General features: G+C 61.6%; 23 protein-coding genes. 14 read left to right on the top strand and 9 right to left on the bottom strand.

All coding sequences use genetic code 11. The annotated features are described in order from the left end of the window. Positions 1–48: 48 nt before the first annotated feature. A complete protein-coding gene (locus MF4836_RS09890; RefSeq protein WP_078470174.1) occupies positions 49–390 on the bottom strand; it encodes an aspartate-semialdehyde dehydrogenase in 342 nt (113 codons plus the stop codon). Between the two features lie 218 nt (positions 391–608). Between MF4836_RS09890 and rapA the strand changes: the two genes are divergently transcribed. Continuing rightward, positions 609–3455: an RNA polymerase-associated protein RapA gene (gene rapA, locus MF4836_RS09885; protein ID WP_078470173.1), complete on the top strand. Its 2847-nt coding sequence runs from the start codon at positions 609–611 to the stop codon at positions 3453–3455. A gap of 309 nt (positions 3456–3764) precedes the next feature. On the opposite strand, the gene MF4836_RS09880 is transcribed toward rapA, so the two are convergent. Further along, the gene (locus MF4836_RS09880) at positions 3765–4205 is read right to left on the bottom strand and encodes a hypothetical protein (RefSeq protein WP_078470172.1); all 441 of its coding nucleotides are present in this window, start codon (positions 4203–4205) and stop codon (positions 3765–3767) included. Positions 4206–4431: 226 nt separating this feature from the next. Next, a complete protein-coding gene (locus tag MF4836_RS09875; protein WP_078470171.1) occupies positions 4432–5781 on the bottom strand; it encodes a spinster family MFS transporter in 1350 nt (449 codons plus the stop codon). A gap of 292 nt (positions 5782–6073) precedes the next feature. Here MF4836_RS09875 and MF4836_RS09870 point away from each other — a divergent pair, with 292 nt between their 5' ends. Both MF4836_RS09870 and MF4836_RS09865 read left to right on the top strand, forming a co-directional pair. Further along, complete coding sequence (locus MF4836_RS09870; RefSeq protein ID WP_078470170.1) at positions 6074–6442, top strand: YkgJ family cysteine cluster protein; 369 nt, start codon at positions 6074–6076, stop codon at positions 6440–6442. Positions 6443–6585: 143 nt separating this feature from the next. Then, a complete protein-coding gene (locus MF4836_RS09865; RefSeq protein WP_078470169.1) occupies positions 6586–8871 on the top strand; it encodes a putative bifunctional diguanylate cyclase/phosphodiesterase in 2286 nt (761 codons plus the stop codon). On the opposite strand, the gene MF4836_RS09860 is transcribed toward MF4836_RS09865, so the two are convergent. Then, entirely contained in the window at positions 8759–9658 is a 900-nt protein-coding gene (locus MF4836_RS09860; protein ID WP_078470168.1) for an NAD(P)-dependent oxidoreductase, read from the bottom strand. The genes MF4836_RS09865 and MF4836_RS09860 overlap by 113 nt on opposite strands. Before the next feature lie 195 nt (positions 9659–9853). On the opposite strand from MF4836_RS09860, the gene MF4836_RS09855 reads away from it, so the two are divergent. Beyond that, on the top strand, positions 9854–12037 hold the full coding sequence (locus MF4836_RS09855) for a hypothetical protein (RefSeq protein WP_078470167.1): 2184 nt from the start codon (positions 9854–9856) through the stop codon (positions 12035–12037). Positions 12038–12356: 319 nt separating this feature from the next. Here MF4836_RS09855 and MF4836_RS09850 read toward each other — a convergent pair whose 3' ends face one another. Next, a complete protein-coding gene (locus tag MF4836_RS09850) occupies positions 12357–12662 on the bottom strand; it encodes a DUF2288 domain-containing protein (RefSeq protein ID WP_043230208.1) in 306 nt (101 codons plus the stop codon). Positions 12663–13011: 349 nt separating this feature from the next. Between MF4836_RS09850 and MF4836_RS09845 the strand changes: the two genes are divergently transcribed. From MF4836_RS09845 to MF4836_RS09825, 5 genes are all read left to right on the top strand, one after another. After that, on the top strand, positions 13012–14139 hold the full coding sequence (locus MF4836_RS09845) for a branched-chain amino acid ABC transporter substrate-binding protein (protein WP_020299083.1): 1128 nt from the start codon (positions 13012–13014) through the stop codon (positions 14137–14139). Positions 14140–14371: 232 nt separating this feature from the next. Continuing rightward, positions 14372–15295, top strand: coding sequence for a high-affinity branched-chain amino acid ABC transporter permease LivH (gene livH, locus MF4836_RS09840; RefSeq protein WP_078470166.1), 924 nt, complete (start codon positions 14372–14374; stop codon positions 15293–15295). After that, a complete protein-coding gene (locus MF4836_RS09835) occupies positions 15292–16548 on the top strand; it encodes a high-affinity branched-chain amino acid ABC transporter permease LivM (RefSeq protein ID WP_078470165.1) in 1257 nt (418 codons plus the stop codon). The genes livH and MF4836_RS09835 overlap by 4 nt, the downstream gene beginning before the upstream one ends. After that, positions 16545–17312 carry a high-affinity branched-chain amino acid ABC transporter ATP-binding protein LivG gene (gene livG / locus MF4836_RS09830; protein ID WP_020299086.1) on the top strand — a complete coding sequence of 256 codons (768 nt, stop codon included), beginning with the start codon at positions 16545–16547 and terminating at the stop codon, positions 17310–17312. The genes MF4836_RS09835 and livG overlap by 4 nt, the downstream gene beginning before the upstream one ends. Beyond that, entirely contained in the window at positions 17313–18014 is a 702-nt protein-coding gene (locus MF4836_RS09825; RefSeq protein ID WP_078470164.1) for an ABC transporter ATP-binding protein, read from the top strand. A gap of 99 nt (positions 18015–18113) precedes the next feature. On the opposite strand, the gene MF4836_RS09820 is transcribed toward MF4836_RS09825, so the two are convergent. Continuing rightward, entirely contained in the window at positions 18114–19022 is a 909-nt protein-coding gene (locus tag MF4836_RS09820; protein ID WP_078470163.1) for a LysR family transcriptional regulator, read from the bottom strand. Between the two features lie 105 nt (positions 19023–19127). Here MF4836_RS09820 and MF4836_RS09815 point away from each other — a divergent pair, with 105 nt between their 5' ends. The 3 genes from MF4836_RS09815 to MF4836_RS09805 all read left to right on the top strand — a co-directional run bounded on the left by MF4836_RS09815 (position 19128) and on the right by MF4836_RS09805 (position 22204). Further along, positions 19128–19727 carry a short chain dehydrogenase gene (locus MF4836_RS09815; RefSeq protein ID WP_078470162.1) on the top strand — a complete coding sequence of 200 codons (600 nt, stop codon included), beginning with the start codon at positions 19128–19130 and terminating at the stop codon, positions 19725–19727. 72 nt (positions 19728–19799) lie between these two features. Further along, positions 19800–20480: a COG3650 family protein gene (locus tag MF4836_RS09810; protein WP_078470161.1), complete on the top strand. Its 681-nt coding sequence runs from the start codon at positions 19800–19802 to the stop codon at positions 20478–20480. 110 nt (positions 20481–20590) lie between these two features. Beyond that, on the top strand, positions 20591–22204 hold the full coding sequence (locus MF4836_RS09805) for an NAD(P)/FAD-dependent oxidoreductase (protein ID WP_078470160.1): 1614 nt from the start codon (positions 20591–20593) through the stop codon (positions 22202–22204). 59 nt (positions 22205–22263) lie between these two features. On the opposite strand, the gene MF4836_RS09800 is transcribed toward MF4836_RS09805, so the two are convergent. Continuing rightward, entirely contained in the window at positions 22264–23358 is a 1095-nt protein-coding gene (locus MF4836_RS09800; protein WP_078470159.1) for a PLP-dependent cysteine synthase family protein, read from the bottom strand. A 319-nt stretch (positions 23359–23677) separates the two neighbouring features. Here MF4836_RS09800 and nhaA point away from each other — a divergent pair, with 319 nt between their 5' ends. After that, a complete protein-coding gene (nhaA, locus tag MF4836_RS09795) occupies positions 23678–24865 on the top strand; it encodes a Na+/H+ antiporter NhaA (protein ID WP_078470158.1) in 1188 nt (395 codons plus the stop codon). A gap of 75 nt (positions 24866–24940) precedes the next feature. Here the strand turns inward: nhaA and MF4836_RS09790 are convergent, their stop codons facing one another. After that, positions 24941–25405: a glycine zipper 2TM domain-containing protein gene (locus MF4836_RS09790; protein ID WP_078470157.1), complete on the bottom strand. Its 465-nt coding sequence runs from the start codon at positions 25403–25405 to the stop codon at positions 24941–24943. Between the two features lie 171 nt (positions 25406–25576). Here MF4836_RS09790 and MF4836_RS09785 point away from each other — a divergent pair, with 171 nt between their 5' ends. Next, the gene (locus MF4836_RS09785; protein ID WP_078470156.1) at positions 25577–25813 is read left to right on the top strand and encodes a hypothetical protein; all 237 of its coding nucleotides are present in this window, start codon (positions 25577–25579) and stop codon (positions 25811–25813) included. Between the two features lie 9 nt (positions 25814–25822). Here the strand turns inward: MF4836_RS09785 and pdxH are convergent, their stop codons facing one another. Beyond that, positions 25823–26470, bottom strand: a complete 648-nt coding sequence (pdxH, locus tag MF4836_RS09780) for a pyridoxamine 5'-phosphate oxidase (protein ID WP_078470155.1) — start codon at positions 26468–26470, stop codon at positions 25823–25825. Positions 26471–26489 lie beyond the last annotated feature (19 nt).

The following is a 26489-nucleotide window of genomic DNA, read 5'->3' as shown; positions in this document are numbered from 1 at the left end:
CCGGCAACGCTTGACCAGCCATGAGGGACTTGCCGGAGTGGCAGTGCCTCAGACTTCGACGTCGACCCACAGCCCCTGGCGCGGCGCATCTTCCATCAGCGGTACCACGGGCACCGTGTTGTCGGCGTTGAGTTCATCACCGGGGATCGCCAGGTGCTCCTCGGGATCGTCCTCGGCTTCGCGCTGGCGCTTTTGCCGTTCCTGCTGGCGTTGCTGCTCTTCGCGCAACAGCAGCGCCGACTGCTCGGTGTCGCGCTTTTTCAGGTCGATCGTGCTTTCGTTGGAACTCTGTTGCACAGGCACCACTGGCGGGATGTCCGGACGTGGCCGGATCGGGTCCTGCTGTGAAGTGATGGGCACGGCACTCAAGGGGAGCATCGGTGGCAGCATATTATTGATCTCCTGTCGGCAGGCTGTCGGCTGCGGCAACGACGACTTGAGCCATCTGTCGCAAACTTGTGACCCAGTCGTCAGCCAATGGTGCCCCAGAGCCCGACAAATAATGCGATGCGCTACCTTTTATCCAGGCTGTTTTGATCAGAGTTCTTTGGTCTCGGGGCCTCGTTCCGTTAAGATAGTCGGCTTTTTCAAGGCGGGAGTCAGGCAGCATGGCGCAGCAGTATCAACCGGGGCAACGCTGGATTAGTGACAGCGAAGCTGAGCTAGGTTTAGGCACCGTTCTGGCACAGGACGGTCGCTTGCTCACCGTGCTCTATCCGGCCACTGGCGACACTCGCCAGTATGCGCTACGGAATGCGCCCCTCACTCGCGTGAGGTTTTCGCCGGGTGACAGCATCACCCACTTCGAAGGCTGGAAAATGACCGTGCAAGAGGTCGACGACGTCGACGGCCTGCTGGTCTACCACGGCCTCAATGGGCAGAACGAGCAGGTCACCCTGCCGGAAACCCAGCTCTCGAACTTCATTCAGTTCCGCTTGGCCAGCGACCGGTTGTTCGCCGGCCAGATCGACCCCCTGGCCTGGTTCTCCCTGCGTTATCACACCCTGGAGCACACCAGCCGCCAGTTGCAGTCTTCGCTGTGGGGCCTGGGCGGCGTACGCGCCCAGCCAATCGCCCACCAGTTGCACATTGCCCGTGAAGTCGCCGACCGCATCGCCCCGCGCGTATTGCTGGCCGACGAAGTGGGCCTGGGCAAAACCATCGAAGCCGGCCTGGTGATCCATCGCCAACTGCTGTCGGGCCGCGCCAACCGGGTGTTGATCCTGGTGCCGGAAAACCTGCAGCACCAATGGCTGGTGGAAATGCGCCGCCGCTTCAACCTGCAGGTCGCGCTGTTCGACGAAGAACGCTTTATCGAAAGCGATGCCAGCAACCCCTTCGAAGACACCCAGCTCGCACTGGTGGCCCTGGAATGGCTGGTGGACGACGAAAAGGCCCAGGACGCGCTGTTCGCCGCCGGCTGGGACCTGATGGTGGTCGACGAAGCCCACCACCTGGTGTGGCACGAAGACCAGGCCAGCCCTGAGTATTCGCTGGTCGAGCAACTGGCCGAAACCATTCCCGGCGTCCTGCTGTTGACCGCGACCCCGGAACAACTGGGCCAGGACAGCCACTTCGCCCGGCTGCGCCTGCTTGACCCCAACCGTTTCCACGACCTCAAGGCATTCCGCGCCGAGAGCGAGAACTATCGCCCGGTGGCCGAAGCCGTGCAGGAGCTGCTGGATCAGGGTCGCCTGTCGCCAAAAGCGCACAAGACCATCCAGGGTTTCCTGGGTAATGAAGGCGAAGCCCTGCTGACTGCGGTCAACGATGGCGACACCGAAGCCAGCGCGCGCCTGGTGCGTGAGCTGCTCGACCGCCACGGCACCGGTCGCGTGCTGTTCCGCAACACCCGCGCCGCCGTGCAAGGTTTCCCCGAGCGCAAACTGCACCCTTACCCGCTGCCGTGCCCGGACGAATACCTCGAACTGCCCCTGGGCGAGCACGCCGAGCTGTACCCGGAAGTCAGCTTCCAGGCCCAGCCGGACACCGACGAAGAACAACGCTGGTGGCGCTTCGACCCACGGGTCGAGTGGCTGATCGACCAGCTGAAGATGCTCAAGCGCACTAAGGTCCTGGTGATCTGTGCCCACGCCGAAACCGCCATGGACCTGGAAGACGCCCTGCGCGTGCGCTCCGGCACCCCGGCCACGGTATTCCACGAAGGCATGAACATCCTTGAGCGCGACCGCGCCGCCGCGTACTTCGCCGATGAAGAATTCGGTGCCCAGGTGCTGATCTGCTCGGAAATCGGCAGTGAAGGTCGCAACTTCCAGTTCGCCCACCACCTGGTGCTGTTCGACCTGCCTTCGCACCCGGACTTGCTGGAGCAACGCATCGGCCGTCTGGACCGGATCGGCCAGAAGCACGTCATCGAAGTCCACGTGCCGTACCTGGAAACCAGCCCGCAAGAGCGCCTGTTCCAGTGGTACCACGAAGCGCTGAACGCCTTCCTCAACACCTGCCCGACCGGCAACGCCTTGCAGCATCAGTTCGGCCCACGCCTGCTGCCGCTGCTGGAAAACGCCGATGACGGCGAGTGGCAAGCCCTGATCGACGAAGCCCGTGCCGAGCGCGAGCGTCTGGAACAGGAGCTGCACACCGGCCGCGACCGCCTGCTGGAGCTCAACTCCGGCGGTGCCGGCGAAGGTGATGCGCTGGTGGAGGCGATCCTCGAACAGGACGATCAATTCGCCCTGCCGATCTACATGGAGACGCTGTTCGACGCCTTTGGCATCGACAGCGAAGACCATTCGGAAAACGCCCTGATCCTCAAGCCTAGCGAGAAAATGCTCGACGCCAGCTTCCCCCTGGGCGACGACGAAGGCGTGACCATCACCTACGACCGCAACCAGGCGCTGTCTCGCGAAGACATGCAGTTCATCACCTGGGAACACCCAATGGTGCAGGGCGGCATGGACCTGGTGCTGTCCGGCTCCATGGGCAATACCGCAGTAGCGCTGATCAAGAACAAGGCGCTCAAACCTGGCACCGTGCTGCTTGAGCTGTTGTATGTCAGCGAAGTGGTCGCCCCGCGCTCCCTGCAACTGGGCCGCTACCTGCCACCGGCCGCCCTGCGCTGCCTGCTGGACGCCAATGGCAACGACCTGTCGGCACGCGTCGCCTTCGAGACCCTCAACGAGCAGCTGGAAAGCGTGCCGCGGGCCAGCGCCAACAAGTTCATCCAGGCCCAGCGCGATCAGCTGACGCCCCGGATCAACGCCGGCGAAGAGAAAATCGCCCCGCGCCATGCCGAGCGTGTGGCCGAAGCCCAGCGTCGCCTGGCAGCTGACACCGACGAAGAACTGGCGCGCCTGACCGCCCTGCAAGCGGTCAACCCGACCGTGCGCGACAGCGAACTGGTGGCCCTGCGCCAACAACGCGAGCAAGGCCTGGCCATGCTCGACAAGGCGGCGCTGCGACTGGAAGCGATTCGGGTGCTGGTAGCCGGTTGATCACCGCCCTGCCCTGCTGAAACAAAAGGCCCGCGCAATGCGGGCCTTTTTTTGCCTTTGCGGGCGGCGTCCAAGGATAAAAAAGCCCGCTGGGGAGGCGGGCTAACGGGGTTCATTAACGGTAGGGAGCTGAACCTGTGTCGCCAAGGACGCTGGCGGGCAAACCAGTTTCAGCCTAGGCGCAACAGCATTCAGCCCTGGAAACACCCCGCGAGGAGGATTATCTTCGCGGCACTGACAACAGCTCAAAACCAGGGCCACACGACCATCACCAGATAGAAGTCTTTGTGTGCGGCCTTGGTTGATCGCTTAACGAATGCTGCGGATGCTGCCTTTGTTACCTTTAACCGTCACCGAGACCTTCTTGAATACGAAGTAGTCTTCTTCAGTGACTTCATAACGAGGCGCAACAATCAGGTCGGCACCGGAAGCTTTGACTGCTTTGAAAGCCGCTGCCGATTTGACGGCTGCAACGGGATCAAGCCCCAGACCACCTAGACCACCCGAAGATTGGCCGCCGTAGGAAACACCATCGGCAAATTGGCTATCACCGCCGAACTTGAACACACCAAAAAGCACATTGACCGAAGACTGGCCGGATATCGCCTCCCCGACCGCAACATCGGCCTTGAGGTCGGCTTTGACTTGGCTGTCAATCGGCGCCGAAGGTTGACTCATGTTGTAGCTCACGCAACCAGTGGCGCTAGCGATGATAGTGGAGAGAGCAATGACCTTGAAAACCGTTTTCACGAAAACTTTCCTTATTGCCTAAGTCAGACGAACGCATCCGAAGCTGGACACCTTTCCCGATGAAGCCGGGGTCCAGACACTAGCAATACAAAAAAGCCACCAACATGAGAAATTTCCCAAATAACCGCCAGAAACAACTGACGCATAGTGCGGCCTGAGCGCCTCTACAGCCCTGCCCTTCCCGCGAAACGCCCACCGATGACTGGGCGATTCCGACCATTGAGACTCACGAGACCACGGCTGCCACGATCGGCCTTTCACTCGCCACCAACCCCTCCTTCATCTGCTTCGCATCCTTCACAAAACTGCGCGAGGCCTGGAACAGAAACAGCATGGTCAAAAACAGTGCAACCGGAATCAGGTACATGGCGTCATGCAAGCCGACGGCCTTGAAGGCCTCGGTCATTTGCTCGGCACCGGCGGCGTACATCGCCGAGTGGGCAAAATGGTCGGACAGCCCGCCCACCACCACCGGCCCCAGGCCACCACCCAGCAGGTACAGACCGGCAAAAAACAGGGCCATCGCCGTGGCCCGCAGCCGTGGCTCGACCACGTCCTGGATCGCGGTGTAGACGCAGGTGTAGAAGTTGTAGGCAAACAGCCAGCCGACACTGAACAGCGCGACAAACACGCCGATCTCGATCCGCCCGGCATGCAGCGCCCAGGCGGTGCACAAGGTGGAGATGATCAGACTGCAGGCGGCAAACAGCAGGCGCCCATTGGCTACGCGCTGGTGAATCTTGTCGGCGATCCAGCCGCCCAGGGTCAGGCCGATCAGGCCGGTCACCCCGACGATCACCCCGGTGGCCACGGCGGCCTCCTGCAGTGGCATCAGGAAATAACGCTGGAGCATCGGCACCAGGAACGAGTTGCAGGCATAGGTGGCGAAGTTGAAGCACAGCCCGGCCAGCACCAGCCAGAGAAAGGTCGGGATCGCCAGTACCCGACGGATCGGCCGGTCCACCGGCTCCTGGGAAATCTTTACCGTCTCGGCGGCGCCTCGTGCCGGCTCCTTGATGAAGAACATGAATACCGCCAGCAACAGGCCCGGCACGGCGGCGATAAAGAACGGCGCGCGCCAGCTGTCGAAGGCCTTGACCATCGCGCCGATGGTGAAGAACGCCAGCAGCAGCCCCAGGGGCAGGCCCAGCATGAAGATGCCCATGGCCCGGGCCCGACGGTGCGCGGGAAACAGGTCACCGATCAGCGAGTTGGCCGCAGGGGCATAACTGGCCTCGCCAATGCCCACCCCCATGCGCACGATCAGAAAGCTCCAGAAACTGCCCACCAGCCCGTTGACCGCCGTCAGCCCGCTCCACACCGCCAGGCCCCAGCCCATCAGCTTGCTGCGCGAGCCGGTATCGGCCAAGCGCCCCAGGGGCAGGCCGGCAATGGCGTAGACGATGGTAAAGGCGGTGCCGATGATCCCCAGCTGGAAGTCACTGAGGTGCCATTCCATGCGGATCGGCTCGATGATGATGGCCGGGATGGTGCGATCGAAAAAGTTGAACAGGTTCGCCAGAAACAACAGGAATAGAATGCGCCAGGCATTCGCCGCTTGGGTCGAGTTGTGCATGGTTCGGTCTCTTTATTGTTATTCGGCCAGACGCAAGCGAGCCTGGAAACTGCAATCTAGTCAGCCCTGCCGCACCTGTCTGTGATCATTCGCCATCCTGATATCAGGCCATGGCATCTTGCCCCGGGCTGAAGGCCGCGCCCCTTGGACCAAGCCCGAAAATCCGCAATCAAATTGCCACCTTTATAGGCAGAAAATATAGTCCTCGCCCCCCCTTCCCAAGGCCAATGCGAAGCCTAGAATGGCGGCCTTGCCTCCCCCCTCTCTTCCCCCTTTTCTATTGATGACGCCCATGTCCGAAGCCAGTCCGTGTCTGAGTTGCGGTGCCTGCTGTTCACACTTTCGCGTGTCTTTTTTCTGGGGAGAATGCGCCTCGGCCGGGGGCTCGGTGCCCGACGACCTGGTGGCGTCCATCAGCCCCAGCCGTGTGGCCATGCTCGGCACTGACTGCAAACCCACGCGCTGCGTGGGGTTGGTCGGTGAAGTGGGCAGCCAGGTCAGTTGCTCGATTTACCATGAGCGCTCCAGCACCTGCCGCGAGTTCGAGGCCTCCTGGACCGACGGCCTGGCCAACCCCGATTGCGATGCCGCGCGTGCCGCGTTCGGCCTGCCCCCCCTTGAGCCGCGTTTCGACGAGCTGTATTTCGAACAGAGCGCTTAGCGCCAAACGCTATCGGGCCCATAACCAAATCATTAGAACCAGTTTGCCATCACCGCTTGCAGGCTACGGGCGAGCTCTATACTCAAGGCATTCGTCGGCGCCGGGATCCGCCAGGGCGAGCAAATTCCGTGATGGGGCATGCTATGGGATGGCTTGGGGCGCATTTTTTTACCGAGCTTCCGGAAGGTGGGCAGGTATTGCTCGATTGCAGCCATAACCCCTTTCTGGTGCTGCTGGCTTATCTGGTCGCCTGTGCGGCCAGCTTCGCCACGCTGGACATGGCCGAGCGCGTGGGCCACGTGGATAACCCCGCAGCCCAGCGGCTGTGGCGCTGGATAGGTGCCGCCTGCCTGGCGGGGGGGATCTGGGCCATGCATTTTATCGGCATGCTGGCCTTCCAGCCGCCGATTGAGGTCAGCTACGACCTGCCGATTACCGTGCTCTCGCTGCTGACAGCCCTGGTCGCCTCCTGGCTGGCGATGAATACCCTGAGCCAACCCGAACTGCGGCTGGGGCGCTACATCAGTGCCTCGATCTGGATCGGCCTGGGCATCTGCGCCATGCATTACGTGGGCATGGCCGCCATGCGCTCCAGCGCCGTGGCCATCTATGACCCGATCCGCTTCGCCCTGGCGGTGATCGTCGCCATCACCTGCAGCTTCGCCGCCTTGCTGCTGTCCAGTTTGTTGCGCGAAGGCAGCGGCATGTTCCATCAATTGCTCAAGTACGCCAGCAGCCTGGTGCTCGGCGCCGGGATCGTCAGCATGCATTTTCTCGGCATGTGGTCCATGACCCTGGCCCTGCCCCTCGGCGCGCCGCAACTCGCCCCTCAGGACAACAACCATATGCAGCTGGGGCTGACCATTGCGGTGATCATCCTGCTGCTGATCGGCAGCTGCATCAGCGCTGCACTGGCCGACAAGAAACTGCAACACAAGGAGCGCGACCTGCGGCGGGTCAACGCCCTGCTCAGCCAGCTCGATCAGGCCCGTGTTTCCCTGCAGCAGGTGGCGCACTACGACGCCCTGACCAGCCTGATCAACCGTCGTGGCTTCAATCAGCTGTTCGCTGAAAAACTCATCGAAAAAACCGCATGCGGCGGCATGCTGGCGGTGATGTTTCTGGATATCGACCACTTCAAGCGCATCAACGACAGCCTCGGCCATGACGCCGGCGACGAGTTGCTCAAGGTGCTGGCCGGGCATATCAAGGGTTCCACCCGCAGCCACGAGGATGTGGTCGCACGTTTTGGTGGCGATGAATTCTGCATCCTGATCAGCCTGCATAACCGCGACGAAGCGCGGCATATGGCCCAGCGCATCATGCAAAAGATGAAGCTGCCCATCGAGCTCGCCGGCCGGCGCATGGTCATGACCACCAGCATCGGTATCAGCGTGTTCCCCGACGACGGCCGCACCTGCGAAGAGCTGCTGAAAAACGCCGACCTGGCGCTGTATCAGTCCAAGGGCGCGGGTCGCAACAGCCTGCATTTTTTCAGCTCCAACCTGAAGACCCGCGCCACCTTGGAGCTGCAACTGGAAGAAGAACTGCGCCACGCCCTGCGCAGCGAAGCCGGGCTGACCGTGTATTACCAGCCGATCTACGACCTGAAGAACGCCCGGGTCAGCAAACTCGAAGCGCTGATCCGCTGGCAGCACCCGGTACATGGGTTGCTGGCGCCGGACCGCTTTATCAGCATTGCCGAGGCCAACGGCCTGATCGCCGAACTCGACAATTGGGTGTTGCGCCGGGCCTGCGAGGACCTGGCCATGCTCAGGCGCCAGGGTTTCAACGAGCTCAAGGTGGCGGTCAATTGCTCGGCGCTGAACCTGATGCGCGACGAGCTGACCGACGAGATCAAGATGGCCCTGCACCACGCCGGCCTTCCGGCCCAGTGCCTGGAGCTGGAGGTCACGGAGAACGCCCTGATGGGCAACATTGCCAATACCCTGACGCTGCTCCAGCAGATCCGGGCCCTGGGCGTATCGCTGTCGATCGACGACTTCGGTACCGGCTATTCATCCCTGGCCTATCTCAAGCGCCTGCCCCTCAACACCTTGAAGATCGACCGCTCGTTCATCCAGGACATTCCCCATTCGACCCAGGACATGGAGATCGTCCAGGCCATTATCATCATGGCCCACACCCTGCATTTGCAGGTGGTCACCGAAGGCGTCGAAACCGTGCAGCAGTCCGCGTTCCTCAGCCATTACGGCTGCGACTTCATCCAGGGGTATCTGCTCAGCCGACCGGTGTCCCTGGAGCTGCTGCCGGCATTGCTCAGCGAACTCCAAGAGCACCAGCCGGCCTGGGCCGCTACGCGTCTTCACTCCCCGACTGGCGATAGAGATGGATCAGGGTCGCCGGGTCTTTTTCCAGATAGCCCTGGGCCCCATGCAGGCGCATCAACTGTGCTGCCAAGCCGCTGATGGGCGTGGCCGAGCCCTGCTCGCGGGAAAACTTCACCGCCCCGTCCAGGTCCTTGAGCAAGGTCCGCACATGCCACTTCACCGGTTCGAAACGGCTTTCCGCCATTTGCGGGGCGAGGATCTGCAGCGGCCGCGAGTCGGCAAAACCTCCGGCCAGGGCCTCGGCAATCAGGCTGGCATCGACCCCGGAACGCTCGGCCAGGGCCACCACTTCGGCAATCACCAGGGCATTGCAGGCAACGATCATCTGATTGCAGGCCTTGGTCACTTGGCCGGCGCCTACCGGCCCCATGTGGGTCACCCGCTGCCCGAGGTTAAGCAGCAGCGGGCGAATCCGCTCGATATCCGCCACCGCACCGCCTGCCATGATCGCCAGGCTGCCGCTTTCGGCACCCGCCGTGCCGCCGGAAACCGGCGCATCGACCCAGCCCATGCCGGTCGCCTCGGCCAACTGGGCGGCCATTTCACGGGTGGCAGTGGGCTCTAGGCTGGAGAAGTCCACCAGCAACTGTCCGGCCCGGGCACCCTGGGCGATGCCCTGGTCACCGAAGACCACCTCGCGCACCACCTCGGTATTGGCCAGGCATAACAGCACCAGGTCACTGGCCTCGCACAACTGGGCCGGTGTGGCGACTTGTCGCGCCCCGGCGGCTACCAGTGGCGCGCACTTCTGCGGATTGCGGTTCCACACGGTCAGCGGATACCCCGCAGCCAAGAGGCGCCGGCACATGGGCAGCCCCATCAGGCCGATACCGGCAAATCCGAGTGAGGGTAACGCTGCCATCATCTTGCCTCCTTTTGATTAAAGATCGCCGGATATTGGCCGATTTATCTGGACGAAGGAAAGGATTCCCCCCTGCGTCCATAGGCACGTCCCCTGACGCGGGGGCCAATATCGCACTGTAAAAGTCGCGAAACCCACTCCGTGATGGCTCGATGACATTTTGTCGACGAGCCGACCAGTTCAGGCACATGGCGCACAATGACTTCTAAAAACAACTCTGCCGACGCAGTATCCGAGCTGACGCTGGCCTCTCCGATTCCAAGCCCCTCGATTTCGAAGCCATTGTCCAGCTCCCGCCCGCTGGCCACCCAGCAGTACCTGTATTTCACGGAGACCAACACCGACCGCATCCTCGACAACCTCGACGGCCTGCGCGACAGCGTGTTCCCGCGCCCACCGCACCTGGAAGGCGACAACGAGATCCGCCGCGACCAGGAATTCCCGTCGGTGTGCCTGATCGGCCTCGGCCGCTGCGGCTCGAACATTGCCCTGGATGTCGCGGAACTGGTGTACAACGCGCGCAAGTTCTACCTCAACGAATTCAATAACGAAGACAAATCCTACGAAGCCAAGGGCTACAGCCCGGGCCAATGGATTCGCAACAACCTGCGCCTGGGCCAGAACAAGGCCAGCAAGCCGGTGTTCCTGGTGGAACCGCTGGTGATGCTCGGCGACCTGGACAAGGACATCGCCGGGCGCATCCGCTTCTCGCGCAAGGGCGAAAAAAGCGGCTTTATCCGCGACTACAGCAAGATGAAGATCATGGACCTCTCGGAAGTCCATGCCGGCGGTGCCGGTAACGCGCCGATCCTGGGTCAGTACCTGGCCAAGATCATCCTCAACAAGGACACCCAGCGCTTCTCCAGCCCCGACTGGAAAATGATCCACTCGTACCTGATCGATTCCTGCGGGATCAAGGCCAACCAGTCGCGCCTGTATTTCTCGATCTTCAGCGCCGGCGGCGGTACCGGTTCGGGCATGGCGTCGGAGTTCGGCCTGGCCCAGCAGTACTCGTACATGAACAAGACGTTCGACACCAAGCCGGTGGATGAGCACGACAGCAAAAGCGGCCATTCCTTCGTCTTCGAGCCGATCTTCACCAGCGGCATCTGCGTGCTGCCGAATATCTCCGACCACCGCAGCGAAATGTCCGAGGCGCTGCATATCAACGCCGGCCGCCTGCTGTGCAAATACCTGTCGGAAGAGTGGGACTTCTCCTACAACTTCGACAACGAAGACAGCAGCGAAGCCAGCGTCATGGGCCGGATCCGTCCCTGGAACGCGATGATGCTGATCTCCAACGACATCATGCGTTACGCCGAAGAAAGCGATGACGGCAACATCCAGAACATCGACGTCAACGCCATGGAGAAGCACGCCAACCAGTACATCTCCCAGCAGATCTTCAACATCCTCACGGCGCAGGCGGTGACCACCGACTACGACCAGAACTACTTCCGCCGCGCCGGCATCGACATTGGCGAAACCATCCGCCTGGATGCCAACGACCTGTTCATGAGCCTGGCCGGCCCGGTGGCGATTGCCTACGCCGAATCCGTGGTGCCCGAGCAGCCAGCGCCGTCGGGGGACAAGTTCAAGGTGTTCGAGAAAGAGCCGCAGCGCCTGAACATCGACGACCTGTTCTTCCGCTCGATCGATTTGCCGCACTTCAACAAGGTGACCCAGGCCATCGAGGGCATCAGCCTGCTGCCGATCGAGTCCAAGCGCTATCGCGCAGCCCTGGAGCAATACAAGGCTTCGGGCTACGACGCAGCGGCACTGCACGACCTGCACTTCTTCAAGAACTGCTCGTCGGTGGTCTCCATCGTCTCGCTGCCCAAAGACTACAAGCTGTCGTATATGGATCTGAATCGACTCAAGACCCATCTCAACAGCCTGTTCCCCAACACCACCCTCAAGCGCTATGCACTGGTGATCGGAGCTTCGGCCAACCTGTCGCTGACCACCCTGATTGCCAAGAGCCCGTGCCTGTCGGACGACTTCCTGACACTGATCGTGGCCTTTATCAAGCGTTGCTTCGCGCGTAACCCGTACCGTTTCGACGAGACCCTGGACAACTCGATCCTCGACTTCATCGTCAGCGAGCACTTCGATGAAAGCCTGATCGACGACCTGCTGAACGAGTTCGAGAACCCGGCGAAGATCCTCGATACCAACTGGTACGCGATCAAACCGATGTACGAGAAGAAATACCGCGAGCTGATCAACGACAAAGACAAGTTCGTCTCGATCAATGACATCCGCCTGTCCCGCGATTGCGTGAAAAAAGCCATCAAGTACCTGCGCGAGATCTACCGTCACCGCATCGGCAAGACCAAGGTCATCTCCCTCAACAACCACACCGGCAAGACCGACCACTGATAGCCGCCGTGGTACGCCGGCTCCCGCCATTGCCTGGGGGAGTCGGTGTCAGCGGCCATTGCGTCGCTCCCCCTCTCCACGCCAGACCAAGGCCTGGCGTTGATGGCACTTTTAGTGGCCGCACGCCCTGCCAACTCACAATCCGAAACAATTGAGCAGCCCGTCGGCTGGGCTTGAAACTGTTCCCCTTCCGTGAACGTCATCCGGGCTGAAAAAGCGGTGGGGCCTTTCTTCACGGCAAGATGCCATCACCCGGATCGCGGTTACTCCGCTACACACTTTCTGTCGGGAAAAATGCGCACCATGAAGGTGCGCAGCATCAGGCAGACGCCCTTTCCTGGACCATAATCCACGGCGATACCACCACCGCCCACAGCTGCGGATCTCGTTCCACCAGATCCAGCGCCCGCGTCGCAGACACTTTGGCAACCTTCTCTTCGGCCAGCCAGGCAGCCACTTTCTCGGCCTGGTTCTCGGCCATGGCCTGCGCCGCTTCGATCAGATCCAGCCCGGGGTCGACCCACAATAGGGCACCCTTGGCGAAGAACGGTTCCAGCTCCTTCCAGGTAATAGATGCGGTTTCACCAAGCAGCTTGGCATAGAGGGTGCTAGGTTCTTGAGTCATGGGACTGTCCAGAAAAGAAATCGGCGCAATCATAACGTCGGTGATCTGGCAGAAAAACCCAGATGCCAACGCGTCAACGATAGAGAACTCCAGAAACGCCAAGGATTGCCCTCGAACAAGGCCGCACTACAGCGAAAATCCCGCCGCAATTCTGTCTTTTTCTTTCAATAAAGCGACACCCTATGGTTTTGCCCCCAGCAGCCAGCTTTTCAAGCGAACAACCGGCGCTCTACACTGTACCGGTACAGTTGCCAGGGGCATTTCCGGGGATAACAAAGATCTATCTGACCCGGTTCTGCGTCTCTGGCCGCCAGAACTATAAAAATTACAACAGTAAGAGTGGAGCACTATGAATAAGGCTACTAAGCAGATTTCCAAACTGTTTGCCGCTATGGTCCTGGCCGGGGTTGCCAGCCATTCGTTCGCAGCTGACACCATCAAGATCGGCATTGCCGGCCCTAAAACCGGCCCTGTAGCCCAGTACGGCGACATGCAGTTCAGTGGCGCCAAAATGGCCATCGAGCAAATCAACGCCAAGGGCGGCGTCAACGGCAAGAAACTCGAAGCCGTTGAATACGACGATGCCTGCGATCCGAAACAAGCCGTGGCCGTGGCCAACAAAGTCGTCAACGACGGCGTCAAGTTCGTGGTCGGTCACCTCTGCTCCAGCTCCACTCAACCCGCTTCCGACATCTACGAAGACGAAGGCGTGATCATGATCACCCCGGCTGCCACCAGCCCGGACATCACCGCCCGTGGTTACAAAATGGTGTTCCGCACCATCGGCCTCGACAGCGCCCAGGGCCCTGCCGCCGGTAACTACATCGCCGACCACGTGAAGCCGAAAATCGTCGCCGTGCTGCACGACAAACAGCAATACGGTGAAGGCATCGCCACCGCCGTGAAGCAGACCCTGGAGAAAAAAGGCACCAAGGTTGCCGTGTTCGAAGGCATCAACGCCGGCGACAAAGACTTCTCCTCGATGATCGCCAAGCTCAAGCAAGCCAACGTCGACTTCGTCTACTACGGCGGCTACCACCCAGAGCTGGGCCTGATCCTGCGTCAAGCCCAGGAAAAAGGCCTGAAAGCCAAGTTCATGGGTCCGGAAGGCGTGGGTAACGACTCCATTTCCCAGATCGCCAAGGACGCTTCCGAAGGCCTGCTGGTGACCCTGCCGAAATCCTTCGACCAGGATCCGGCCAACGTCGCCCTGGCAGATGCCTTCAAGGCCAAGAAAGAAGACCCAAGCGGCCCGTTCGTGTTCCCTGCCTACTCCGCTGTTGAAGTCATCGCCGGTGGTATCACTGCCGCCAAGAGCGAAGATGCCGCCAAGGTGGCTGAAGCCATCCACGCCGGCACGTTCAAAACCCCAACTGGCGACCTGAGCTTCGACGCCAAGGGTGACTTGAAAGACTTCAAATTCGTGGTCTACGAGTGGCACTTCGGCAAACCTAAAACCGAAGTCTCGCCTCAATAAGGCCCTGTCCTACTGAGCGTCCAATAAAGCCCACGGCGTGCCGTGGGCTTTGTTTTACGAATGTAATGGGCCGTGCTTCCGTGATCCGGGGCCTCCCCACCTGAAAATCTCAAAACCGTCATCAGCGGTTCGCTGGCAAAACTTGCACCCGAAGTGGATGCAGATCTACGGGGTCCAAGCGGGAAAATGACTCCACCAGTGAAATGCGTATCAGGTTTTTAGGAGCGTTGTAATGCCTGACATCTATCACTTTTTCCAACAGCTGGTTAACGGTCTGACCGTTGGCAGCACGTATGCCCTGATCGCCATCGGCTATACGATGGTTTACGGCATCATTGGAATGATCAACTTCGCCCACGGCGAGGTATACATGATCGGCTCCTACGTGGCGTTCATCGCCATCGCCGGGCTGGCCATGATGGGACTCGACAGTGTCCCGTTGCTGATGACCGCAGCCTTTATCGCGAGCATCGTCGTCACCAGTGCCTACGGCTACAGTATCGAACGGATCGCCTACCGCCCCTTGCGTGGCAGTAACCGCCTGATCCCGCTGATCTCGGCCATCGGCATGTCGATCTTCCTGCAGAACACCGTTCTGCTGGCGCAGGACTCCAAGGACAAATCCATCCCCAACCTGATCCCGGGCAACATCTCCATCGGGCCAGGCGGCGCACATGAAGTGCTGATCTCCTACATGCAGATCGTGGTGTTCGTGGTGACCCTGGTGGCCATGCTCGGCCTCACGCTGTTCATCTCCCGTTCTCGCCTGGGCCGCGCCTGCCGTGCCTGTGCCGAAGACATCAAGATGGCCAACCTGCTGGGTATCAATACCAACAACATCATCGCCCTGACCTTTGTCATCGGTGCGGCACTGGCGGCTGTGGCTGCGGTGTTGCTGAGCATGCAATACGGCGTGATCAACCCGAACGCCGGCTTCCTGGTCGGTCTCAAGGCCTTCACCGCAGCGGTTCTGGGCGGTATCGGCAGCATCCCGGGAGCCATGCTCGGCGGGCTGGTGCTGGGGGTGGCTGAAGCCTTTGGCGCCGATATATTCGGTGACCAGTACAAGGACGTCGTGGCTTTCGGCTTGTTGGTTCTGGTGCTGTTGTTCCGGCCGACCGGCATTCTGGGCCGTCCGGAGGTTGAGAAAGTATGACTAGGAATCTTAAATCGGCGCTGTTCAGCGCCCTGTTGGTCTGGGCCGTTGCCTACCCGGTACTCGGCCTGAAACTGACCATCGTCGGCATCAACCTGGAGGTCCACAACACCAGCAACACCACCCTGGCAATCATTGCGATCTGCTCGGTGCTGATGTTCCTGCGGGTGCTGTTCAACCACCAGATCAGCGCGGCCTGGAAATCCTCGCCAAGCATGCCGTTGATCCCAGCCAAGGCCAGCAACTTCCTGACCCTGCCAACGACCCAGCGCTGGATCATTCTCGCGCTGATCGTCGGGGCCCTGGTGTGGCCGTTCTTCGGCTCGCGGGGCGCGGTGGATATCGCCACCCTGATCCTGATCTACGTGATGCTGGGCCTGGGCCTGAACATCGTGGTCGGGCTCGCCGGCCTGCTGGACCTGGGTTATGTCGGTTTCTACGCCGTGGGCGCCTACAGCTACGCGCTGCTGTCGCACTACTTCGGTCTGAGCTTCTGGATCTGCCTGCCCATCGCCGGGATGATGGCCGCCACCTTCGGCTTCCTGCTGGGTTTCCCGGTACTGAGGCTGCGTGGCGACTACCTGGCGATCGTGACCCTGGGCTTTGGTGAAATCATCCGTCTGTTGCTGCGCAACATGACCGACCTCACCGGCGGCCCGAATGGCATCAGTAACATCGAGAAACCCACCTTCTTCGGCCTGACGTTCGAACGTAAAGCTGCTGAAGGCATGCAGACCTTCCACGAGTATTTCGGCCTGCAATACAACTCGATCAACAAGGTGATCTTCCTCTACCTGGTTGCGCTGTTGCTGGCATTGGCGGCCTTGTTCGTCATCAACCGCCTGCTGCGCATGCCGATCGGGCGTGCCTGGGAAGCGCTGCGTGAAGATGAAATCGCCTGCCGTGCCCTGGGTCTGAACCCGACCGTGATCAAACTATCGGCCTTTACCCTGGGCGCCAGCTTCGCCGGTTTCGCCGGCAGCTTCTTTGCTGCGCGTCAGGGCCTGGTCACGCCCGAGTCCTTCACCTTCATCGAGTCGGCGATCATTCTCGCCATCGTGGTCCTGGGTGGCATGGGCTCGCAGCTGGGGGTGATCCTCGCTGCCGTGGTGATGATCCTGCTGCCGGAAATGATGCGCGAGTTCAGTGAATACCGCATGTTGATGTTCGGCGCCTTGATGGTGCTGATGATGATCTGGCGTCCACAAGGTCTGCTGCCGATGCAACGCCCACACATGGAGTTGCGAAAATGAGCCGCGAGATCCTTAAAGTCGAAAACTTGAGCATGCGCTTCGGCGGCCTGCTCGCGGTCAACGGCGTGGCCCTGACCGTCAAGGAAAAACAGGTCGTGGCCCTGATCGGCCCCAACGGCGCCGGCAAGACCACGGTCTTCAACTGCCTGACCGGTTTCTACAAGCCCAGCGGTGGCAGCATCCAGCTTGACGGCCAGGCCATCGAAGGCCTGCCCGGCCATGAGATCGCCCGTAAAGGCGTGGTGCGCACCTTTCAGAACGTGCGTCTGTTCAAGGACATGACCGCGGTCGAGAACCTGTTGATCGCCCAGCATCGGCACCTGAACACCAACTTCCTGGCGGGGTTGTTCAAGACCCCGGCGTTTCGCAAGAGCGAGCGCGATGCCATGGAGTTCGCCGAGTACTGGCTGGACAAGGTCAACCTCACGGAGTTTGCCAACCGTACCGCCGGGACCCTGGCCTACGGTCAGCAACGGCGCCTGGAAATCGCTCGCTGCATGATGACCCGGCCGCGGATCCTGATGCTCGACGAACCTGCCGCCGGCCTCAACCCCAAGGAAACCGAGGACCTCAAGGCGCTGATCAGCATGTTGCGTGAAGAGCACAACGTCACCGTGCTGCTGATCGAACACGACATGAAACTGGTCATGAGCATTTCCGACCACATCGTCGTTATCAACCAGGGCACTCCCCTGGCCGACGGCACGCCGGAGCAGATCCGCGACAATCCTGAAGTGATCAAAGCCTACCTGGGGGAAGCGTAAATGCTGCAATTCGAAAACGTTTCCACCTTTTACGGCAAGATCCAGGCCCTGCACAGCGTCAACGTGGAGATCCGCCAGGGCGAAATCGTGACCCTGATCGGGGCCAACGGCGCGGGTAAATCCACCCTGCTGATGACCCTCTGCGGTTCGCCCCAGGCCCACAGCGGCAGCATCCGTTACATGGGTGAAGAACTGGTGGGACAGACGTCGGCGCAGATCATGCGCAAGAGCATTGCCGTGGTGCCGGAAGGTCGTCGGGTGTTCGCGCGCCTGACCGTGGAAGAAAACCTCGCCATGGGTGGTTTCTTCACCGAAAAGGGCGACTACCAGGAGCAGATGGACAAGGTGCTGCACCTGTTCCCCCGGCTCAAGGAACGCTTCACCCAGCGCGGCGGCACCATGTCCGGCGGTGAACAGCAAATGCTCGCCATCGGCCGTGCGCTGATGAGCAAGCCCAAGCTGCTGCTGCTCGACGAGCCGTCGCTGGGCCTGGCACCGATCATCATCCAGCAGATTTTCGACATCATCGAACAGCTGCGACGTGATGGGGTGACGGTGTTCCTGGTGGAGCAAAACGCCAACCAGGCGCTGAAAATCGCCGACCGCGCCTACGTGCTGGAAAACGGCCGGGTGGTGATGCAAGGCTCCGGTGAAGACCTGCTGACCGACCCCAAAGTGCGCGAAGCGTACCTGGGCGGCTAGCCGCATGCGTCAACCAAAAACGGCCCTTCGGGGCCGTTTTTTTTATGGCTCCGCTGCCCACTCCCAGCGTCCGAACACGGCCCGGGCCTGCGGCAGCGGCTACAGGCGGTCGAGGGCTTCGCCGCTGCGCTTGAACCAGCCGATCAGGTAATCGGCCAGGACCTGGGTGCGCTTGGGCAGGCCGCCCTGGTAGGGGTGCACCAGGTACATCGGCATGCTCCGGGTCTGGTAATCGCGCAGCAGCAAGCGCAGGCGGCCGTCGGCCAGTTCGGCCTGCAACAGGTAGGACGGTAGTCGCGCAATGCCGGCGCCCGCCAGTGCGGCCTTCTTCAACAGGTTGTAGTGATTGCTGGCAAACGGCCCGGAAACACGCACCCGCAACAACTCGTGCTGTTGGTGATAAAGCCACTCCTCGCGGCCGCTGTAGTGGCTGTTGAGCAGGCAGCGATGCTCGGCCAGGTCCCGGGGCGCCAGGGGCTCGCCGTGCTCCTCGAGGTAGGCCGGGCTGGTGCAGGTCAGCTCACGCCAGGCCAGCAGCGGCCTGGCCACCAGGCGCTGGTCATTGGCCACCTCGGAGCGGATCGCCAGGTCGAAACCGTCCCGTGACAGGTCGCGGTAGAGGTTATTGAGCTCCAGCTCGATCTGCACCTGGGGGTAGCGCCGGGAAAACTCCAGCAGCAGGCCATCGAAAAACGTCTCCCCCAACGACACTGGCACCGTGATCCGCACCGGCCCGGCCATGTCGTCCTTGAGCCGCGCCAGGGCTTGGCGCGCGCGTTCCACCTGCACCACCAGCGCCTGGGCCTGAGGCAGCAAGGCAGCGCCGGCGGCGGTCAGGCTCAGCTTGCGGGTGGTGCGCTGCAACAGCACCACGGCGAATTTGGCCTCCAGCTGACTGATGCGCTTGGACAGTTGCCCCTTGCTGCAGCCCAACTGCTGGGCGGCCAGGGTAAAGCTGCCGGCTTCGATCAATACGGCAAACGCCGCCAAGTCATCCATCTCGCTCATGGATTGTTTCCATTTGAAAACCAAAGGTTGCCTATTAGCGCGTTAATCAACAGAAAAAACCACCTTAGACTGCAACTTCGTTCACCCACCCTCAGGAACCTCAACATGAAAATTCTCTTGATTGGCGCCCACGGCACCATTGGCTCGGCCGTTGACCATGAGCTCTCGCAACGTCATGAAGTGATCCGCATCGGTCGCACCCGTGGCGAGTTGCAGGTGGATATCAGCGACAGCGCCTCGATCCGCCGCCTGTTCGAACAAACCGGCAAATTCGACGCCCTGATCAGCGCCACCGGCAGAGTGACCTTCGCCCCCCTGGGGGACATGAGCGCCGACGACTTCTCCCTGGGCCTGGAGAACAAACTGATGGGCCAGGTCAACCTGCTGCTGATCGGCCGTGAGTTCGCCAATGACGGTGCATCCTTCACCCTGACCTCGGGCATCCTCAACCGCGACCCGATCCGTACCGGCGCCTCGGCGGCCCTGGTCAACGGCGCCATCGATGGTTTCGTACGCTCTGCCGCTCTCGAATTGCCCCGCGGCCTGCGAATCAACGCCATCAGCCCCACCGTGGTCCAGGAAGCGATGGGCAGCTATGCCCCGTACTTCCGAGGCTTCAAGCCAGTGAATGCCGCCGAAGTCGCCCTGGCTTACGCCAAGAGTGTCGAAGGTCTGCAAACCGGCCAGGTCTACCATGTCGGCTAGGCATTGCCGGAGCGGGGTTGTGATGCGCGGCCAGCCTGCGTAACGTGGCGGCACTTGTCTGGAGACCCGATAATGCGCGCCGCCCGTTCACTGCTTTGTATCGCCCTGCTCCCTCTGTTTGCCGGCTGCCAGATGCTGCCGATGCTCAATGGCCAACCCCAGGCCCCGTCCATGGCGGGCCTGACCCGGATGCAAGGCGAACTCACCGCCGCCGACGGGCAACTGCTGTTCAAACCGTGCAATGAACAGCGCCGCTATGTGGTCAAGGACAGCGGCGGCACCAGCGTGCTGCAGGAAGCCGCGACCCTGGCCGACCAACAGGGCAAGCTGTTCGCCGATCTGCGCGGCAGCTTCTCCTCGAACAAGGCCAGCGGCGATGGCCAGGTGGAGCTGCGCCAGCTATACCGCGTCGAACGCTCGGGCAACGCCTGCAACGACCCCAACTTCCAGCGCCTGATCCTGCGTGCCAGTGGCAAGACCCCGGCCTGGAACCTGGACGTCAGCGCCAAGGGCATGATGCTCGAACGCGCCGGCCAGCCGGCCCTGGCCCTGCCCTACCTGGAAGAGCAATTGGGTGACGGCCGCTTCAACCTCACCAGCGAAGCCAATAACCAGCACGTCGAGCTCTGGGTTGCGCCCCAGCGTTGCGTTGACAGCCAGACCGGCAGCGTCCAGCACCTGACGGCCGAGCTGCGGATCAACGGTGAAGTGCAGCGCGGTTGCGCCTATTTCGGCGGTTCGCGCAACGACTGATTCGACGGGCGACCGTTTTAACCTCACGGGATCCGGGCTTTGCGGCTTATAATCGCCGGTTTGTAAAACCGCCCTGACGCATTTGTGCGTCCCGCGAATCGGATCCCGTCATGTTACGAATCACTGAACTCAAGTTGCCGATCGACCATCCTGAAGAAGACCTGCGGCCTGCCATCGCGCAGCGCCTGGGCGTCGCCAGCGATGACCTGCTCGACTTCACCCTGTTCAAGCGCAGCTACGATGCGCGCAAGAAGTCCTCCGAACTCTGCTTCATCTACACCATCGACGCCCAGGTGCGCGACGAGGCCAAGGTGCTGGGCAAGTTCGCCGATGACCGTAACGTCAACCTGGCGCCGGATGTCAGCTACAAGGTGGTGGGCCAGGCCCCGGCCGATTTGAGCCAGCGCCCGATCGTGGTCGGGTTCGGCCCGTGCGGCATCTTCGCCGGCCTGCTGCTGGCGCAGATGGGTTTCAAGCCGATCATCCTCGAACGTGGCAAGGAAGTGCGCGAGCGCACCAAGGACACCTGGGGCCTGTGGCGCAAAAGCGTGCTCAACCCCGAGTCCAACGTGCAGTTCGGTGAAGGCGGCGCCGGGACCTTCTCCGACGGCAAGCTCTACAGCCAGATCAAGGATCCGAAACACCAGGGCCGCAAGGTGCTGCACGAGTTCGTCAAGGCCGGCGCGCCGGAAGAGATCCTCTACGTCAGCAAGCCGCACATCGGCACCTTCCGCCTGACCGGCGTGGTGGAGAACATTCGCCAGCAGATCATCGCCCTGGGTGGTGAAGTGCGCTTCGGGCAACGGGTGACCGACGTACTGATCGAAGACGGGCAATTGACCGGTGTCGAGCTCAACAGCGGCGAACAGCTGCACTCCGAGCACGTGATCCTAGCCCTGGGCCACAGTGCCCGCGACACCTTCCGCATGCTCCACGGCCGTGGCGTGTTCATGGAGGCCAAGCCGTTCTCGGTAGGCTTCCGGATCGAACACCCGCAGTCGCTGATCGACAGCGCACGCCTGGGCAAATACGCCGGGCACCCGAAACTCGGCGCCGCCGATTACAAGCTGGTGCACCACGCCAAGAACGGCCGCACGGTCTACAGCTTCTGCATGTGCCCCGGCGGCACCGTGGTTGCCGCAACCTCCGAGCCGAACCGGGTTGTGACCAACGGCATGAGCCAGTACTCGCGCAACGAGCGTAACGCCAACTCCGGGATCGTGGTCGGCATCACCCCGGAAGTGGACTACCCGGGTGGCCCGCTGGCCGGCATCGAATTGCAGGAGCGCCTGGAATCCCTGGCCTTCGAACTCGGCGGCAACAACTACGAAGCACCGGCGCAGCTGGTGGGCGACTTCATCGCCGGCAAACCTTCAACCGCCCTGGGCAGCGTCGAGCCGTCCTACAAGCCGGGTGTGGCCCTGGGCGACCTGGCCCTGGCCCTGCCGGACTTTGCCATCGAAGCCATTCGTGAAGCGCTGCCGGCCTTCGACCGCCAGATCAAGGGTTACTCGCTGCACGACGCGGTGTTGACCGGGATCGAGACCCGCACCTCATCGCCGCTGCGTATCACCCGCAACGAAGCCATGCAAAGCCTGAACGTCAAAGGCCTGTACCCGGCCGGGGAAGGCGCCGGTTACGCAGGCGGCATCCTCTCGGCGGGCGTCGACGGGATTCGCATCGCCGAAGCCGTAGCACGCAACATGCTTGGGCTCGAAGCTTAAGTCACAAGCCTGCATTGCCCTCGCCACGGTCCTGACCCAGGACCGTGGCGCCGGGTCGATCAGATGCCGGCGCGCAATACGCTGGCCGGTAGCGCAACGCCCTGCTCCACGCTGGCGGCTACCGCGTCGATCAAACCACTCAACTCATACCCCTGGGCGGCCAGCCACGGCTGATCGTAATAGGTGGTTGCATAGCGCTCGCCGCCGTCGCACAGAATCGCCACGATCGAACCCGACTCCCCCGCCTCCTTCATCTGCTGCGCGGCGATCAGGGCGCCAATCAGGTTGGTGCCGCTGGAGCCCCCTACCCGCCGCCCCAGGCGCTGGGCCAGGTAATGCATGGCCGCGAGCGACAGCGCATCCGGCACCTTGACCATCGCATCGATCACCTTGGGCAGGAACGAAGCCTCGACCCGTGGCCGACCGATGCCTTCGATCCGCGAACCGCACTCCAGGCGCAGGCTGGCATCGCCGCTCTGGTAGTAATCGAAAAACACCGAACGCTCGGCATCGGCGCACAGGACCCGGGTGCAATGCTGGCGATAACGCACATAACGCCCCAGGGTCGCGGTAGTGCCGCCGGTGCCGGGGCTGGAGATCAGCCAGCTTGGCTCCGGGTAACGTTCGCAGCGCAGTTGCTGGAAGATCGACTCGGCAATGTTGTTGTTGGCGCGCCAGTCGGTGGCCCGCTCGGCGTAGGTGAACTGGTCCATGAAGTGCCCGCCACTTTCCCGGGCCAGACGCTCGGACTCGGCGTAGATCTGCGTCGGGTCCTGCACCAGATGGCTCTTGCCGCCGTAAAAGGCGATCTGCGCGATCTTCTCCTGGGAGGTGCTGGCCGGCATCACCGCAATGAACGGCAAGCCCAGCAGGCGTGCGAAATAAGCTTCGGAAATCGCCGTCGAGCCGCTGGAGGCCTCGATCACCGGCGCGCCAGGCTTGAGCCAGCCATTACACAGCGCATAAAGGAACAGCGAGCGCGCCAGGCGATGCTTGAGGCTGCCGGTGGGGTGGCTGGACTCATCCTTGAAATACAGTTCGATCCCGGACAGGCCAGGCAACGGCAAGGGGATGAGGTGGGTATCGGCGCTGCGCTGGAAGTCGGCTTCGATAATGCGGATGGCCTCGCGGGCCCATTGTCGGTTGTCGCTCATGGTCGGTTCTCGCTGGATCGAACGCCACGGCGGCGCAAGAGGAGGATAGTGGCCCGGAGTGGGAGCCCGGCCCCCTTGAAACAGGCTGCACGACGGCGGCGATGGACTATGTTCAAGGGGCTATTGGGCGCCATGGTAGGAAAAATCCCGCGCGCCTCACAGGTACAGCTATGAAGCAATTGGATACACAACTGACAGGCCGTATTTTCAGCAGCGCGCTTTCCCTCTGCTTATAACAAAAAAGAATATAACTTTTGTTTTAACAACTAACGGTACGGGTTAGGGTGTGCCACCTTTAGCGTTTTTATGGAGAGCGACCTTGCCTCTGCGTAGTACTTTCACTCGTTTCTTTCAGTTGGAAGCTGCCAGCGGTCTGTTATTGATTGCCGCCGCAGTTCTGGCCCTGATCATCAATAATTCACCGCTGTCCTGGCTGTACAACGGCTTGCTGGACACCCCCGTGGTGGCCCAGATCGGCGCCCTGAAAATCGCCAAACCCCTGCTGCTGTGGATCAACGATGGCCTGATGGCGCTGTTTTTTCTGCTGATCGGGCTTGAGGTCAAGCGCGAAGTCCTCGAAGGCCATCTGTCCAAGCCGTCGCAGATCGTGCTCCCGGGCGCCGCGGCAATCGGCGGCATGCTGGTGCCGGCGCTGATCTACTGGTTCCTCAACAAGGACAACCCGCCGGCGCTGAACGGCTGGGCGATCCCGACTGCCACCGACATTGCCTTCGCCCTCGGCGTTCTGGCCCTGCTCGGCAAGCGGGTGCCGGTATCGCTGAAGCTGTTCCTGATGACCCTGGCGATCATCGACGACCTGGGCGCGATCATTATCATCGCGGTGTTCTACTCCGGGGCGCTGTCGACTCTGTCGCTGATGCTGGCGGCAGCCTGTGTGGCGGCGCTGGTGGCCATGAACCGGCTGGGGGTGGTCAAGCTCGGGCCCTATATGATCATTGGCTTGATCCTCTGGGTCTGCGTCCTCAAGAGCGGCGTGCATGCCACCCTGGCCGGCGTGACCCTGGCCCTGTGCATCCCACTGCGCACTCGCAATGCCGAACCGTCGCCGTTGCGCAACCTGGAACACGCCCTGCACCCTTGGGTGGCCTACGGCATCCTGCCGCTGTTCGCCTTCGCCAATGCCGGGCTGTCCCTGACCGGGGTCACCGCCGAGAGCTTCACCCACTTCGTGCCCATGGGCATCGCCGTCGGCCTGCTACTGGGCAAGACCGTCGGGGTATTCGGCCTGACCTGGCTGGCGGTCAAGAGCGGCCTGGCCGCGCTGCCCAGTGGCGCCAACTGGGGGCAAGTGTTTGGCGTGGCGATCCTGTGCGGGATCGGCTTCACCATGAGCCTGTTCGTCGGCTCCCTGGCCTTTGTTCCGGGCAGCAGTGAATACGCCGGCATGGACCGCATGGGCATCCTCACCGGCTCGCTCTTCGCCGCCCTGATCGGCTACGCGGTGACTGCCGCCGCCAGCCGCAAGAGCAACGCCCTGCCCTCCTGAGCCAGGGTTGGCCCAGGCTGAAAACAAAAAACCCCGGTCAGGCAACTGACCGGGGTTTTGTTTTACAGGATGCGATCAACGAGTAACGCGGCTGGTGCCATCGACCGTCATGATGCGCACGCGATCACCGACGCGGAACACTTCGTTTTCCTGCACCTGCTGCACATAGGCACGCATGCTGCCGTCGTCTTCACGTACGGTGATTTCCACGCCCTGGGTGCGGGTCAGGCCTTCCTCGGTGGCCGAACCCAGCAGGCCACCGGCGACTGCGCCGATCACCGCAGTGACGATGCTGCCGCGACCGCCACCGATGGCGCTGCCGCCGACACCACCGATCACGGCGCCAGCAGCGCCGCCGATTGGGGTCTTGGTGCCTTCGATTTTCACCGGACGCAGGGATTCAATGGTGCCCATGCGAACGGTCTGCACACGACGCGCTTCATCACGGGAGTAAGAGTCACCGGTCAGGTTCGAGGCACAGCCACCGAGCAACATCGCCATCGTGGTGAAGGAAGCAACTAGCAGAACAGACTTACGCATAGGATCAACTCCAAAGGACAGATCGTCATTAAACTCCGCAGCTTGATACCTGTCACGGCATCGCCCGGATAAAATTGCTTTCATTCAGTCTCAGTACAGACTACGCAGACTGCCAAAACGCTCAAAAAAGCTCAGGCAAAATTTACGCGCATCCCAGGTACAGGACTTCTCATGGATTACTTCATCATCATTGCCACCACCGCCGCCGGCTTGTACTTCCACTGGTGGTTGTATGTGCGGATCAAACGCTGGATGGACCGCGACCTGGCGCTTTCCCTGGCCGGTCCGGATGAGCAGAAAAAAGCCTTCATGCTGCAACAACTGGCTAATGCCCATCAGCAGAAAGTAAAACGCCGGGACCTGCCGCAGTGGCTGGCAGCCGCCGCGACCGGTTATCCCGGCGCCTGACCTGAAACCTTAAGGTGCCAGGCGTTCACGCACCCAGTCAGCGCCCTGTACACGATAGTTCAGGCGATCGTGCAGACGGCTTGGGCGACCTTGCCAGAACTCGATACGCTCGGGCAGCAGGCGGTAACCGCCCCAATGCTCCGGACAATCGGGCTGACTGTCACTGAAGCGCGCCTCGGTCGCCTTGAGCAATTGCTCCAGCTCCCCGCGCCCATCGATCACCCGACTCTGGGGCGATGCCCAGGCCCCCAGGCGGCTGCCCAGTGGACGTACCTGGTAATAATCGTCGGACTCCTGCGGGCTGACCTTGACCACCCGGCCCTCGATGCGCACCTGACGCTCGAGGGTCGGCCAGAAGAAGGTCATGGCCGCAAAGGGATGAGCCGCAAGCTGCTCACCCTTGGCGCTCTGGTAGTTGGTGAAAAAGGTAAAACCCTGCTCATCCAAACCCTTGAGCAACAGGATGCGGCAATGCGGGCGGCCATCGGAGTCGACGGTCGCCAGCGTCATGGCATTGGCCTCCACCGGTGGCTGTTCGGTTTTCACCGCGTCTGCGAACCACTGGTGAAACAAGGCGAAGGGCTCGGCCGGAGCCTGGGCTTCGGTCAGTCCATCACGCGTGTAGTCGCGGCGCATATCAGCCAGGGCCTGGGTCATGGCAGCTTCCTTTCGCTAA

The sequence above is a fragment of the Pseudomonas sp. MF4836 genome, assembly GCF_002018875.1.
Classification (GTDB): Bacteria; Pseudomonadota; Gammaproteobacteria; order Pseudomonadales; family Pseudomonadaceae; genus Aquipseudomonas.
This window is presented reverse-complemented; position numbering and strand designations above follow the sequence as displayed.

Excerpts from the sequence above, each read along its gene's own strand:
- livG (WP_020299086.1), top strand. The coding sequence starts at position 16,545 with ATGAGCCGCGAGATCCTTAAAGTCGAAAACTTGAGCATGCGCTTCGGC.
- MF4836_RS09855 (WP_078470167.1), top strand. The coding sequence starts at position 9,854 with ATGACTTCTAAAAACAACTCTGCCGACGCAGTATCCGAGCTGACGCTG.
- MF4836_RS09870 (WP_078470170.1), top strand. The coding sequence starts at position 6,074 with ATGTCCGAAGCCAGTCCGTGTCTGAGTTGCGGTGCCTGCTGTTCACAC.
- MF4836_RS09845 (WP_020299083.1), top strand. The coding sequence starts at position 13,012 with ATGAATAAGGCTACTAAGCAGATTTCCAAACTGTTTGCCGCTATGGTC.
- MF4836_RS09800 (WP_078470159.1), bottom strand. The coding sequence starts at position 23,358 with ATGAGCGACAACCGACAATGGGCCCGCGAGGCCATCCGCATTATCGAA.
- MF4836_RS09820 (WP_078470163.1), bottom strand. The coding sequence starts at position 19,022 with ATGAGCGAGATGGATGACTTGGCGGCGTTTGCCGTATTGATCGAAGCC.
- MF4836_RS09785 (WP_078470156.1), top strand. The coding sequence starts at position 25,577 with ATGGATTACTTCATCATCATTGCCACCACCGCCGCCGGCTTGTACTTC.
- pdxH (WP_078470155.1), bottom strand. The coding sequence starts at position 26,470 with ATGACCCAGGCCCTGGCTGATATGCGCCGCGACTACACGCGTGATGGA.
- MF4836_RS09860 (WP_078470168.1), bottom strand. The coding sequence starts at position 9,658 with ATGATGGCAGCGTTACCCTCACTCGGATTTGCCGGTATCGGCCTGATG.
- MF4836_RS09835 (WP_078470165.1), top strand. The coding sequence starts at position 15,292 with ATGACTAGGAATCTTAAATCGGCGCTGTTCAGCGCCCTGTTGGTCTGG.
- MF4836_RS09790 (WP_078470157.1), bottom strand. The coding sequence starts at position 25,405 with ATGCGTAAGTCTGTTCTGCTAGTTGCTTCCTTCACCACGATGGCGATG.
- MF4836_RS09810 (WP_078470161.1), top strand. The coding sequence starts at position 19,800 with ATGCGCGCCGCCCGTTCACTGCTTTGTATCGCCCTGCTCCCTCTGTTT.
- MF4836_RS09815 (WP_078470162.1), top strand. The coding sequence starts at position 19,128 with ATGAAAATTCTCTTGATTGGCGCCCACGGCACCATTGGCTCGGCCGTT.
- MF4836_RS09825 (WP_078470164.1), top strand. The coding sequence starts at position 17,313 with ATGCTGCAATTCGAAAACGTTTCCACCTTTTACGGCAAGATCCAGGCC.
- MF4836_RS09875 (WP_078470171.1), bottom strand. The coding sequence starts at position 5,781 with ATGCACAACTCGACCCAAGCGGCGAATGCCTGGCGCATTCTATTCCTG.
- MF4836_RS09890 (WP_078470174.1), bottom strand. The coding sequence starts at position 390 with ATGCTGCCACCGATGCTCCCCTTGAGTGCCGTGCCCATCACTTCACAG.
- MF4836_RS09805 (WP_078470160.1), top strand. The coding sequence starts at position 20,591 with ATGTTACGAATCACTGAACTCAAGTTGCCGATCGACCATCCTGAAGAA.
- livH (WP_078470166.1), top strand. The coding sequence starts at position 14,372 with ATGCCTGACATCTATCACTTTTTCCAACAGCTGGTTAACGGTCTGACC.
- MF4836_RS09850 (WP_043230208.1), bottom strand. The coding sequence starts at position 12,662 with ATGACTCAAGAACCTAGCACCCTCTATGCCAAGCTGCTTGGTGAAACC.
- MF4836_RS09865 (WP_078470169.1), top strand. The coding sequence starts at position 6,586 with ATGGGATGGCTTGGGGCGCATTTTTTTACCGAGCTTCCGGAAGGTGGG.
- rapA (WP_078470173.1), top strand. The coding sequence starts at position 609 with ATGGCGCAGCAGTATCAACCGGGGCAACGCTGGATTAGTGACAGCGAA.